The 12,260-nt window shown below is 54.3% G+C and carries 11 protein-coding genes; 10 read left to right on the forward strand and 1 reads right to left on the reverse strand.

Annotated elements, in window-relative coordinates:
- From Q5Y75_RS27885 to Q5Y75_RS27910, 6 genes are all read left to right on the forward strand, one after another.
- A partial coding sequence (locus Q5Y75_RS27885; RefSeq protein WP_510769694.1) for a site-specific integrase occupies window positions 1-220 on the forward strand: 220 nt, incomplete at its 5' end.
- A 364-nt stretch (window positions 221-584) separates the two neighbouring features.
- Window positions 585-1,769, forward strand: coding sequence for a plasmid partitioning protein RepA (gene repA, locus Q5Y75_RS27890; RefSeq protein WP_306203552.1), 1,185 nt, complete (start codon window positions 585-587; stop codon window positions 1,767-1,769).
- Window positions 1,769-2,737 carry a plasmid partitioning protein RepB gene (gene repB / locus Q5Y75_RS27895; RefSeq protein ID WP_306203554.1) on the forward strand — a complete coding sequence of 323 codons (969 nt, stop codon included), beginning with the start codon at window positions 1,769-1,771 and terminating at the stop codon, window positions 2,735-2,737. The genes repA and repB overlap by 1 nt, the downstream gene beginning before the upstream one ends.
- A gap of 177 nt (window positions 2,738-2,914) precedes the next feature.
- Window positions 2,915-3,970 carry a helix-turn-helix domain-containing protein gene (locus Q5Y75_RS27900; protein WP_306203555.1) on the forward strand — a complete coding sequence of 352 codons (1,056 nt, stop codon included), beginning with the start codon at window positions 2,915-2,917 and terminating at the stop codon, window positions 3,968-3,970.
- Window positions 3,971-4,122: 152 nt separating this feature from the next.
- On the forward strand, window positions 4,123-5,232 hold the full coding sequence (locus Q5Y75_RS27905) for a Fic family protein (protein WP_306203556.1): 1,110 nt from the start codon (window positions 4,123-4,125) through the stop codon (window positions 5,230-5,232).
- Between the two features lie 395 nt (window positions 5,233-5,627).
- The gene (locus Q5Y75_RS27910) at window positions 5,628-6,713 is read left to right on the forward strand and encodes an extracellular solute-binding protein (protein WP_306203557.1); all 1,086 of its coding nucleotides are present in this window, start codon (window positions 5,628-5,630) and stop codon (window positions 6,711-6,713) included.
- A gap of 393 nt (window positions 6,714-7,106) precedes the next feature.
- Here Q5Y75_RS27910 and Q5Y75_RS27915 read toward each other — a convergent pair whose 3' ends face one another.
- Window positions 7,107-8,471, reverse strand: a complete 1,365-nt coding sequence (locus Q5Y75_RS27915) for a tetratricopeptide repeat protein (RefSeq protein WP_306203558.1) — start codon at window positions 8,469-8,471, stop codon at window positions 7,107-7,109.
- Between the two features lie 129 nt (window positions 8,472-8,600).
- Here Q5Y75_RS27915 and Q5Y75_RS27920 point away from each other — a divergent pair, with 129 nt between their 5' ends.
- From Q5Y75_RS27920 to Q5Y75_RS27935, 4 genes are all read left to right on the forward strand, one after another.
- Window positions 8,601-8,831 (forward strand): hypothetical protein, encoded by a 231-nt coding sequence (locus Q5Y75_RS27920; protein ID WP_306203559.1) that lies wholly within the window; start codon window positions 8,601-8,603, stop codon window positions 8,829-8,831.
- A 24-nt stretch (window positions 8,832-8,855) separates the two neighbouring features.
- On the forward strand, window positions 8,856-10,496 hold the full coding sequence (locus Q5Y75_RS27925; protein WP_306203560.1) for a sulfatase-like hydrolase/transferase: 1,641 nt from the start codon (window positions 8,856-8,858) through the stop codon (window positions 10,494-10,496).
- A gap of 114 nt (window positions 10,497-10,610) precedes the next feature.
- A complete protein-coding gene (locus tag Q5Y75_RS27930; protein ID WP_306203561.1) occupies window positions 10,611-11,309 on the forward strand; it encodes a hypothetical protein in 699 nt (232 codons plus the stop codon).
- Window positions 11,310-11,334: 25 nt separating this feature from the next.
- Window positions 11,335-12,150, forward strand: a complete 816-nt coding sequence (locus tag Q5Y75_RS27935) for a hypothetical protein (RefSeq protein WP_306203563.1) — start codon at window positions 11,335-11,337, stop codon at window positions 12,148-12,150.
- Window positions 12,151-12,260 lie beyond the last annotated feature (110 nt).

Genomic DNA, 12,260 nt, shown 5'->3' on the forward strand with positions numbered 1-12,260 from the left:
TTCCCAGATCGTCAAACACCGTCTGCACCTGGCCGGGCTGCCGCAGGGCTTCGCCTCGCCGCACGGGTTGCGATCCGGGTTCCTGACCCAGGCCGCTCTGGACGGCGCCCCCATCCAGGCCGCCATGCGCCTGTCCCTGCACCGCTCCGTCGCTCAGGCGCAGAAATACTATGACGACGTCGATATCGCAGAAAACCCGGCAACGGATTTGTTGGGGTGAGATGCACGAAATCAGCCCAACTAACCCCCCTACCCTTCTCTGATACCGATCCTACAATTCGTCTCGGTCATTCATGACCTCATCCATCGGCAGGAAATGCTCCGCTCAAAGTGGAGCAGGTATAGAAGTTTCACCCGAATGCCTGCTTGATTTGCGGAGGATCTACCTCTGATTTCCGAGCCCACAACTCTCTTCTACTGGGTTTACAATTGTAAACCGTCCGGCTCTGATACAAAGCGCATGTAGTTTAACGGTCCGCGTAGCCCACAATATAGGCGAAAATTCTTGACTTAGGGCAGTGAATCACGGCTGTTTGTCTCAAGTGGCGCGAAAATGACCACATTCTTTAATTTGAGGCAACTACATGATTCCCGTGACACCACTTACGGCAGAGCGACCATCAGCACTCGCCACGGAAATTTCTGAGAGATTAAACTCAGCTATCCGAGAACATCTTCTTGCAGCGTTTGCCCCTGATAACACCAAATCGCTTCGCAACTTTGCAGCCCCAGAAGCGGCTGAACTTCTAGGTGTCTCTGGTCAGTTCATGCGCAAAGTTCACGCCGAAGGAACGATTCCTGAACCAAAGGACGTGCGAAGTGGTCGGCGTTACTACAATGCCCAAGAGCTTTGGGAAGCACGCGAAACGCTAGAGAAAACCTCCCGCAAAAAAGGGCGCTATATCCCTCGTCGGGCTGAAGGAGAAAAACTCCAAGTCTGGCAGTTGATGAACTTCAAAGGTGGCAGCAGCAAGAGCACCACAACAATTCACCTGGCTCACTATTTTGCACTTCGCGGTTACCGTGTTCTGGCCGTTGATCTGGATCCACAAGGTTCGCTTACATCCATGTGCGGCATTAGTCCGGAAATAGAGTTTGACGGACTGACAATATACGATGCGATCCGATATGAAGATCCGGTAGACATGGCAGACGTTGTAGTTCCAACATACTTCCCTGGTCTGTCTGTGGCACCGTCACGGCTTGTTCTTTCCGAATTTGAGACAGAATCTGCCGTTCACTCCAACCCGGACCATCCGTTCTTTACGAGAATACGGAATGCCCTGGCCCAGGTGGAAAGCGATTTTGACCTAGTTCTTATTGATAGCCCGCCTCAACTCGGGTTCCTGACTATAGCAGGGATGGCTGCTGCAAGCTCATTGCTCGTGCCACTGACACCATCGATGCTGGACGTGTCATCTACGGCTCAATTTCTGGAACTCGCCGGTGCTTACATGGCAGTCATTGAAGATGCTGGCGCCACGCTCGAATACGACAGCTTCAAATTCCTGATTACACGTGACGAACCAACAGACGTGCCGTCCCAACAATTGGCTTCGTTCATGCGAGCACTGTTTCAGGACCGCGTTATGTCGGCTACGGCCCTCAAAAGTACCGCCATCAGTGACGCCACGATGCTCAAACAGTCAATTTACGAGGTTATTCGGTCGGAAATGACACGAGCAACTTATGATCGGGCCAAGAACTCAATGGATGCGATCGGCTCTGAGGTAGAGCAAATGATCCATCAAGCATGGGGGCGCAGCTAATGGCTAGAAAATCGCTTCAGGAGATGTCGGGAATCGCAAATACCATTGCGCGCTCAAGCCCCAAGGTTATCGACAAAGCTCCAAAAACCAATGCCCCTGCCCTTGGCGCGCTTCAAGGGTCGCTTGCCGCAATCAGAGAGATTGACCCTGCACTTATCGACGATTGGGGCCCGGCCGATAGGCTTGGCGAGTTTACAGTTGTAAACCCTGACGAAGATGACGATAGCTTTGAGAGCTTGAAGTCGAGCATCAAAGACGGCGGTCAACAAGTACCCATTCTCGTCAGAAGGTCGAAATCCGACGGTCGATACGAGGCGATTTATGGGAGGAGAAGACTCAAAGCCTGTCGTGAACTCGGGATCAAAGTCCGCGCTAATGTTCAGGACATCGACGATGCATCAGCACTTCTCGCCAAGGGGCTTGAGAACGCAGCGAGACGCAACCTCTCCTTCTACGAGAAAGCACGTTTCGCTGAGGCAATCCTGACTTCCGGACATGATACGGCGACAGTGCGACAAGTACTGAACCTTTCGAAATCAGGGTTGTCTCACTTGACAAAAGTTACGCAGCATATTCCCACAAAGATTGGTGACATGATCGGCGCAGCTCCAAAATCTGGCCGTCCGAAATGGACCGTGCTTGCCGAACACTTCATTGCGGGCAAGCTGGCGGAAGATGAAGCTACAAACTTGCTTGCATCAATAGAGCCATCAATGTCGTCAGATGATCGGCTGGAAATGCTTCTTAGAGCTGCTGCCAAGCGTGGAGCACGACAAAAAGAAGGTGCTGCTGAGGTCAGCCCAATTGAGGGCGTCACAATAAAATCCAACAATGGATCACTAACTGTCTCGGTCAAAAGGGCCGGAGCTAACGCTGGCTTCGCCAACTGGTTAGACGAAAATATGGCTGAAATCATAAAGCGCTCACACGCTGAGTTTACAGCTGTAAACACTAAGAAAAAGAACTGAGGACGAGCAGAAAGGAGGAAGGTAAACAAAGAAAACCCCCGAAACCGGAGCTTCGAGGGCTGCTGCGCAAAGCGCAATTCTTAGATTAGACACCTAGAATCTAGCAGCACCCGAATCGCCACACAAGAGAAAACGCTCTCGAGCGAACGGGTAATCTTTGTCTGCTGACAAAATCTCATGAAAACACTAACAGCATTGGCTCCAAATGGAGCAACCTTGTCGGGAAAGGCAGGGCAGGGGAGTAGTACGCCCCAAAAATGGATACTTCTTCGCGCCGTTGAAGAGGCCAGAGAACCTCTTGGGTTAAAGTCCACAACTCTCAATGTCCTGAGAACAATGATATCCTTTGTGACCAGTGATCAGATTGCTTTGGACCAAGATGATCATCACATCTGCTTCGCTTCCAACGCGGCGATCGCCAAACGAACTCATGTCAGCGTGCAGACTGTTGAGCGTCATATCTCGACGCTGGTTGAACTTGGAATTATCCGCCGCGTCATGAGCGCAAACGGTAAACGTTGGGCACGCCGGGATCGACAGGGCAGGGTGGTCACCGCAACTGGGCTGTCCTTGATGCCATTGTCTGAAAGGCATGCAGAGTTCATCCAAGAAGCCCAAGGGCATGCTGATCGAGTGCTCAAGTTCACTGTACTCCGCGACAAAGTTTCGGCCGCTCTAGCGCGCCTCAGGGAGCTCCTAGCAAACGACGCCAAAATCTCGGGTTTGATGGTCACCGTGCGCAATGCTCTGCGGCGTAAGCCAGACGCAAACTTACTCCGTGAACTGCTAACGGAAATCTCTGTGGAAATCTCCGAGATAACACAGGCAGATACAGAAAATTTGAGGGCCAGTGGCAATGAAATTGAGGGGCACAAAGAGGACTCTTTGAATCTGGAAGTTAAGAAAGAAAAACTCTCTCAGATTCAGGTTTCTACAGACCAAATGGAGCGCTGTTTTCCACGGCTGTGCTCAGAACTACGCTTTGCAAAAGATCAGCACCACTGTGATCGACTTATGGATGATATCGCCGAGTATCTACGGCTTGGCCAAACCTGGTATGCAATGAAATCAACGTTAGGCCCAGCTATTCGCTTCATCGTTCTCGGATACATCTTTCAACGCGCTGAGAAAATTCAATCTCCAGGGGCTTACCTGATTTCACTGCTGGCTAAGATCGAAAAGGGAGAGCTGGCCCCAATGGCAATGCTGTCGCGGACCTCCAATGCTACGTAGATTTGTGGAAACAGGATGAGATCTACTGTTTTCAGACTACACGTTCAATCGACGATCAGATTGAAGAGTTAGAAAAATGAGCAATAGGATTGACCTCTATAAACCACATGGCCATAAATTGTGAGTTATAGAAAGGGGGCTTATACCTCACGATGTGGAACTGGCAGAACCCTGATTGGCCGACTTTTCGTTACGACGCCGCAAGACTCGAACCATACGAGCAACAGTTCCTGTTGTCCTCAGGGGAAGTTCTTGGAGCAGTTCATCATGTGAACAGATCGGATCGCGATCAATTGCGCATCGACCTGCTAAGCGAAGAAGCGATGAAAACGAGCGCGATCGAAGGCGAGATGTTGGATCGGCTCAGCGTGCAATCTTCCTTGCGTCGGCATCTTGGATTGGCTCCTGACAGCTATCCATCCAAACCGCGCGAGCAGGGTGTTTCAGAGATGATGGTGGATGTTTACTCCAACTATTCGGGACCACTGTCACACGACATCCTGTTTCGGTGGCATGACATGCTTCTGTCCCATGACAGGCATCTGGAAACGATTGGAGCATACCGGAGTCATGAGGATGCGATGCAAATCGTTTCAGGCAGGCTCGACCGCCCAACGGTGCATTTCGAAGCGCCACCTTCACATCGGGTTCCGGCTGAAATGGACCAGTTCGTCACCTGGTTCAACCGGACCGCACCGGATGGTCCCGAACCATTGCGCGCACTGATACGAGCCGGATTGTGTCATCTGTACTTCGAGAGCATTCACCCCTTTGAAGACGGCAATGGCCGGTTGGGCAGGGCGCTGGCTGAAAAATCCCTTGCGCAAAATATTGGTCGACCAAGCCTGATTGCGCTTGCTTTCACGATAGAGCGAGAGCGGAAAGCGTACTACGATCAGCTCGAACGACATCAAAAGACGCTAGACGTCACACCTTGGCTTGTCTGGTTTGCCGAGACCGTCCTAAGAGCTCAACAGGTGACCCTTGAACGGGTTGGTTTCTTTATTGCCAAGACGCACTTCTATGACCGGCATCGCGACCAGTTCAACGCTCGCCAAAGCAAGGTAATCGCCCGTTTGTTCAAGGCTGGACCGGACGGGTTCAAAGGGGGGCTCAGCGCCGAGAACTACATCTCGATCACGGGAACGTCGCGCGCCACTGCGACGCGGGACCTGCAGGATCTGGTAGAGAAGGGCGCTCTGACCCGAACAGGTGAACTTCGGTACACGCGCTATTGGATAAAGTTGGACCGGGAAGGGTAGGGGTTTAAGCTTCGGTACGAAGGGCGGAGAGCAGACTTTCGCCGCCGCAGCGCTGTGGGTTGGTGTATCCTGAAAAGCGGACATTGAATCAAAGCACGCTTTGAAGAACCGTAGCTTACTCCGGCCCAACACACTGAAGATTTTTACACCGCTCGAGCCAGTCGCACCTGAGAAATGCCGCAGAACGCACCGTCGACGGTCTCTGGCATCGCATCGGTGAGGTTGTCGACTTCGTGACGCCCAATCACGCTTAGAATTATTTCAATGCCGCAGGATATGCGCCATACTGAGCGAGTCACGCGCTAGTAGAATAGTGTGTTGCAGGAGCACGGTGCGACAACGCCTCGCTCATTCTCTGCTAAGGTGTCAGCAGCACAGTAAATGCGAGGTATATCATGCCAATAGACCCAGAGAGCAGCCATCGACGACCCGGCCTCACCCGGCGCACCTTTACCGCCGGAACTCTCGCGGGCGTATCGGTGCTCGCGGCCCCGGCCATCATCAGCGGCCCCGCGCGTGCCGAGATCAAGGCAGGCGACAAACTGGTCGTCGGCATCTGGGGCGGCGCCCAAGAGCGCATCACCAAGAAGTTCATCGCCGAGCCGCTCGTCGAGAAATACGGCGTCGAGATCGAGTACGTCCTCGGCGGTACGGTGGAGCGCTGGGCGCGCGCCTATGCCGAGCGCGGCCAACCGTCCTTCGATGTCATTTACCTCAACATCTTTGAGTCGCGTCGGGCGGTGACCGACGGTGTCACCCAGGCGCCGAAGCCCGAGGTCGCCGGGTTCGACGACCTCTACGAACTCGCCAAGAAGGGCGGCTATGGCGTCGCGTTCAATTCCGTGACGCCAGTCTACAATCAGACGATGGTGGATGCGCCCATCACGTCATGGCTCGATCTCTGGCGGCCGGACCTTGCCGGCAAGCTCGCATGGCCGAGCTATCCGGGCGCGCAGGGCACGGCGGCGCTCCTGATGGCCGCCCGCACCCACGGCGGCGACGAGTTCAACATTGACCCGGGTTTCGAGGCGATCGCGGAGCTGAAAATCGTTCACTGCGTTCCAGTCGCGCCAGTCCCAGCTTGCGGCATGTTCGAAGCTGGCGCGGCGGCGGCGAGCGTCGACTTCGGCTCCTTCACCCAGAAGTTCGCCGACACCGTGAACCCCGACATCATCGTGTCTAACCCCACCGAGGGGATGCCGGTGGCGCTGAACGTGGCCTGCATCACGGAAGGCACCCGGAACCAGGCGCTCGCGGAGGAGTGGGTGTCGCTCCATCTTTCTCCCGAATGCCAGTTGGCCTACGCTGAAGAGATCTATTACGGGCCGACCATCAAGTCGCTGGAGCTTCCCGGCGCGCTCGCCGAAAAGGTGATCTACGGCGAAGAGGAGGTGGCCCGGCTCATAGACTTCGACTGGGACCACATCATCAAGATGCAGCCTGAATGGGCCTCACGCTACAACCGCGAGATCGCCCGCTGAGTGAAGCGTTGCCTGCGTCAGCCGCCCCGAGGATCGTTGGCGTCGGCGCTAGGAAGCGCGGCGGAATGTGGGGATCGCTCGCCGCCGTGCCGCTCCTCCTCTGGCTTGCCATCGGGTTCCTTACCCCGATGGCATGGTGATCCTCCTGTCGCTGCAGGCCGAAACAGGCATCTTCGCGCCCATCTCGCTGACATAACTCGATGCGATGTCCGCTTTGGTAATGCTGCAACGCAGCGGCTCGAGTACTGGCCAGTGTCCGATATGGGCCGTCTTCGAAATCCATCGGCGATGGGGCACGGGCCTATACCACTCCGAGGCTGGGAAGGATGTATGGTTATTCGACCACAGTGACCAGTTCGTACTGAAAAGACTCCGATAGCCGAGACACGAACTTCATTCGTTAACTTTTGGATGCCAATTGGCTTGTTTCATAGCGTCACCAAGTTCCACCCCGTATTCTGGATTCGCGAACAGTCTCTGAAACAAAATATCCACCCGGCTGTCAGGCCACTCGCGCGAGAGTTTGTCCGACAAGGCCTGAGCTTCACTTTCGTTGCCCAGCATCTGATGAGCTGCCATCAGATAGGCAACAGACACAGGGCCGACGGGGCCGCCCTTTTCGGTCACCTGCTCAAAGGCGGAAACGGCCCCTTCGAAATCCTTCAGATGAAACTTTGCAGACCCCATCGCGTTCTGAAACACATAACCCCGGTCCAAATCTATTTTTGACAGTGCATCTTCGCTGGTCGCCACGACTTTTTCGAACTCACCTGAGTACAACAGGATCAGTGACACGAACTCCAATACATGTACGTCGTTTGGTGCCAGACGCTGTGCTCTGTACGAGAACTCCATAGCTTCAGGCCAATTTCCCTTGGTAAATTCGACCCAGGCCTTTGCAGATTGGCTCCACCCCGTTTCGGGTGCCAATTCAATCGCCCGGCTGGCCCGTGTGTCCGCGTAACGCAGCACGTCGCCGGTCGGATCAGCGTCCGGTGTAACCAGCGCTATCGTTGCTGCAACCTGCGCGGCTCCTGCATGGCCTCCGAAATAGCTGTCGTCGTTTTCGATTGCCCCCTTGAATATTGTCAGGGCTCCGTTCAGTCGCGCGGGCTCCAAGGCCGGAAAGATCAAATCGCGGCCCGAATTGGCCAGGTTCACGGACTGAAGCCGCATGGGGGATGCATCAAATATCGCGCTGCGCTCATCTTGGCTCAGGCTATCGACTGGCAGGCTGACTGGAACCCCACGATTTGTCGACATTAACGCAATTGCCACAGCAACACAGATTATAAGGAAAACCCCTGCAATCCCAATGAACGGGCGCGGCCAGGTGTAAGTCTTGGTTTCCGTCTCAGGTAGTTCGGGCTGATCCGTCCCGGGCGATCTAATCGATATCTCAGGTGCGTACCCGCCTTTTGGCAGATCGAAAACAGTGACTTCATCGCGGCCATCTTCGACATAGTATTCGGCCAGCTTGCGACGCAGGCGACCGGCGTCCACCCGCACCACATTTTCTCTTCGCGCCATCTCGGACATGGTCGCGCCGTAGACATCCATGGCGATTGTTTTGGCACGGATTTCATCGGCTCGACCGTTGATCGATTCCTCGACGACGTAGATAAGAAAGTCCTGCAGTCGCTGTGATCCAGCGAAAGTCTGGGACCCGACAAGTCGTTGAAGCGCGACCCGCACATCTTTGGCGTCAGGCGTTCTGCCACCACCAATACTAGTCGATGTTTTTTTGGATAATCCCATCTTTTCAGCAAGTTACATCTCTGATTATACCGTATTATGCCCCGATAAACCTTTTGTGAGAAGTGAATTCGGCCAACAATTCGGGGAATCTGTTGATTAGTCGAACGAGCGTCGAATTTGAAAGGTTACGTGCTTGATACCCTGTTTCCGAACCACCAAGCCGCAATTGCAGGCTTACGGCGCGCGGACGCGGTGTTCGATGAGATTTGCCGGGACTACCAGCTTCTCAGCGACGAGTATCTCTCCATGAATGCTGAGCCGGGAAGCCAATCGTACCAGTTTGCCTGCGATATCCGCGAAACCCTGGATGGTCTTCGGGATGAAATTGCCCAGTCACTGCGGCGCGCAGGAAAGATGTAACTCGAAAATGGGGAAGGGATACCGATGAGATCAATATTTAAACATGCCTCGGCCATGGTGCTGATGGCTGGCGCGAGCTTTGCTCAGGATGCGCCCATCATTCATGACGGAGAGTTCCAGTTTCTCCGCGCACAATTTGACGATCAATGGGACGTTCAGGATACGGAAATCGACGCAAAGCTTGCAGAAATCCGTGACGCCAATGGCGACAAGCCCCCTAATATTCTCTACATTCTGATCGACGATGTCAGCTTCGGTCAGATGGGCAACCGGACTATGAACTATGTCACCGGTTTCGATACGCCCAACATCAACGATTTTGCCACCGAAGGCATGTCCTTGATGAGGATGTATACCGAGCCATCCTGCACGCCAACACGAACAGCGATGTTGACAGGTCGTCATCCGGCGCGCGCGGGCGTGGAAGAGGTCAAGGTTGCACTGGTCGGTGAGGGTCTTGCGGCCGAAGAAGTCACGATTGCCGAAATCCTGAAGGAAGAAGGGTACAACACCGCGCATGTCGGGAAATGGCATCAGGGCGATATTGAACAATCCTATCCGCACAATCAGGGGTTTGACTGGGCGGCCTTTCCTTTGCACCAGCAAGTTCAACTGAGCCTGATGATACGGGACGCAATGGTCGCCAACAACATGCTTGGCTACCATGCGTCGGGTCAGTCCAACCAGTTTCAGCTGGATCAACGGTTCAAACCCTACGGTCTGGTAACTGGCGTTGAAGGTGAAGCTGGTGGTCTTGCCCGCGAAGTCGATATGGCACCGGGCGAGGAATGGACGCAGGCGAAATACGAAGAAATGAACCTGCGCTATCAGCGTCAGGCATTGGAACAGCTGGAGAAGCTGGCTTCGCAGGACGACCCGTTTTTCATGCAGTACTGGCCGCTCTACCCGCTGAACTTTGCCTATCCTGATGAAGCTGTTTCCCGCAATGGTGGCTTCCATGCCGACAAGTTGCAGATTCTGGACGGTTGGATCGGCGAGGTGCTGGCCAAACTGGATGAAACCGGAAAGGCAGACAACACCATCGTCATGATAATGGCCGACAATGGCCTGATGTATCATTACGAGGGGACTTCCGGCCTGAACCAGCTGATTTACCGCGGCGGCAAGACCCAGCATCTTGAAGGTGGCGTGCGTACAGATGCGTTCATTCGATGGCCCGGCGCAATCGAGCCCGGCAGCGCGGCGGGTGACATCGTGCATGTCTCAGACTTGTTCACCACCTTTGCCCGGATCGCAGGGGCGACCGACCGCATTCCGCGTGACCGTGTAATTGACGGAATCGACCAGACCGCGCTGCTGCTTGAAGGCGAAGGCAATTCGCGTCGCGACTACGTCTATGTGTACGAAGGGCCGGTCTTGCGCTCGGTGGTCAAACAGGAATTCAAAATGCATCTGCCTGCCCCCGGCCAGCCGGGCGCAGCAGCTCCTGTGTTCAATGTCTACCGAGACCCACGCGAGGAACATCCCCTTATCGGATACTCCCTATGGTCCGGGGCGTCTTTTCAGGACATGGTCAAGCGCCATCAGAAAACCATTGCCAAACACCCGCATCTGCCACTTGGGAAGGGTGTTCCCTATGAAGGAATCGAGAACCTTCGCCCTGAAAGCGAACTGACCAGGGAAGTCTTTTCCAGCTGGCAATAACGAACTTGGGACGGTGGTGGCAAAGCCACCGTCTCATCAATCGCACGAGAACTCTTCAAGTACATGATGTTCCGCCACTTCATTATCCAATCAATCTTGACGTCCGCGTTTCTGATGGCGGGTATCGCTGCCGGAGCAGAAGAAAACGCGTCAAACCCATTGGCTGCGGTCAACAACACGGACATTCGCTATCAGTATTTTGATCTGGAAGGTGGGGCAGATCGTCAGGATGTATTCATTGATGGCGCATACATGCTGCGCCCTGGTCTGAAGCTGAAATATGAGCTCCATTACAATTCGACGAATGCGACCGGGGAGAGGTTCAACGGGTTTGAAAAGACTAGCTTCAAGCTGATCTATTTCCTGTCACAAAAACCCCTGAATGACACTTGGGCCGTCAAATCCGCGCTTGGGCTGGAATGGATCCTTGACTTTGGCGACCCCGATGAAGGCATCGGCACCGGGTCCGATCAGATCGCCCCATTTGGCGGTTTCGCCTTTGCAAACACAAACACCGGGTTGACGCTGACCCCTTTGGTCCAGCATTTCGCATCGTATAATGGGCCGACTGATGTCAACCAATCCGCAATGCGCCTGATTGCGCTGCAGCCGTTTGGCGACGGGTATTGGGCAAAAGCGGATATCAAGGCGCCCTATGACTGGGGAAACGACGCCTGGCCCGCGACCGCTGAGCTTCAGATTGGCAAGAATCTCAGTCCCGGTGTTGCCTTCTTTGCAGATGTGCTGATCGGGATCGGAGCAGATAGTCCTTATGATCAAGGCGCCGGGATCGGGCTGAGATTCAATTACTAAGTTTTGTTAACTCAAGGACACAGCCATGCCACATCCTCTGAAAGTCAGTACCATGACGCTTGCGGCAGCATTCCTGACACTGCCGGGTCTTGCATCCGCTCAATCACTTCCCGCGCCAGGCCAGGACGAGGCCGGCTGGCGTCATGGGGTCTCGCTCTATCTGTTCACTCCGCTAAGAACCAAAGGGACATCGACCGTGGCCGGACAATCCGCTGATCTGGATCTGGATCTTGGCGACGTACTGGATGTGCTCGATTTTGCTGCTGCAGGTCGGTATGAGGCGTGGAATGGGAATATTGGACTAATTTTCGATGCCAACTATGTGGGTATCGAACAGGATACCACGTTGCCCGGCCCGTTGGCTGCCGACCTCAACGTCGACGTGCGTCAAAAATGGTTTGGCGTTCTGGGGGCCTACCGCATTGCGGAGGGCACATATGGGGCGAATGAACAACGCTATGCCATCGATCTTCAGGGAGGGCTGAGGTACAACTCCATTCGTCAGAAAATCGACATCACCACTCCGGGGCCCGGTAGTGCGCTTGTATTGGGCGCCGATCAGGATTGGATCGAACCCGTAATCGGCGCACGCGGAATGTTGCGATTGAGCCAAAACTGGACCGGAATTGCTTCTTTGGAGCTTGGAGGTTTCGGTGCTGGCGGAAATGACCTTCAAATCGGGGCGAATGTTGGTTTTGATTACCAACCCTGGGAGAAAACCGCACTCACATTTGGCTATCGGTACTTCAGCGTCGACTATAGCGACACGCTGAGTTCCGGAGAATTCGCCTATGACGTCGACCAGCACGGGCCTTACTTCGGTATCAAGTACTTTTTCTAGGGAGTAGTGTGTGTCATTGATCATGGCCAAGTTTTTGACGGCAATCGGTCCTTGCAATGTGCCCTTGTTGCGTCGTTAGTGTCCGTCATCAAGTGAATTGGTCCGATTAG

This window comes from Ruegeria discodermiae (assembly GCF_030758345.1).
In the GTDB taxonomy this organism is placed as follows: Bacteria; Pseudomonadota; Alphaproteobacteria; order Rhodobacterales; family Rhodobacteraceae; genus Ruegeria_C.

What these genes read in the sequence shown, in the direction of transcription:
- Q5Y75_RS27905 (WP_306203556.1), top strand. Translation starts at nt 4,123, where the DNA reads ATGTGGAACTGGCAGAACCCTGATTGGCCGACTTTTCGTTACGACGCC.
- Q5Y75_RS27910 (WP_306203557.1), top strand. Translation starts at nt 5,628, where the DNA reads ATGCCAATAGACCCAGAGAGCAGCCATCGACGACCCGGCCTCACCCGG.
- repA (WP_306203552.1), top strand. Translation starts at nt 585, where the DNA reads ATGATTCCCGTGACACCACTTACGGCAGAGCGACCATCAGCACTCGCC.
- repB (WP_306203554.1), top strand. Translation starts at nt 1,769, where the DNA reads ATGGCTAGAAAATCGCTTCAGGAGATGTCGGGAATCGCAAATACCATT.
- Q5Y75_RS27900 (WP_306203555.1), top strand. Translation starts at nt 2,915, where the DNA reads ATGAAAACACTAACAGCATTGGCTCCAAATGGAGCAACCTTGTCGGGA.
- Q5Y75_RS27925 (WP_306203560.1), top strand. Translation starts at nt 8,856, where the DNA reads ATGAGATCAATATTTAAACATGCCTCGGCCATGGTGCTGATGGCTGGC.
- Q5Y75_RS27915 (WP_306203558.1), bottom strand. Translation starts at nt 8,471, where the DNA reads ATGGGATTATCCAAAAAAACATCGACTAGTATTGGTGGTGGCAGAACG.
- Q5Y75_RS27935 (WP_306203563.1), top strand. Translation starts at nt 11,335, where the DNA reads ATGCCACATCCTCTGAAAGTCAGTACCATGACGCTTGCGGCAGCATTC.
- Q5Y75_RS27930 (WP_306203561.1), top strand. Translation starts at nt 10,611, where the DNA reads ATGGCGGGTATCGCTGCCGGAGCAGAAGAAAACGCGTCAAACCCATTG.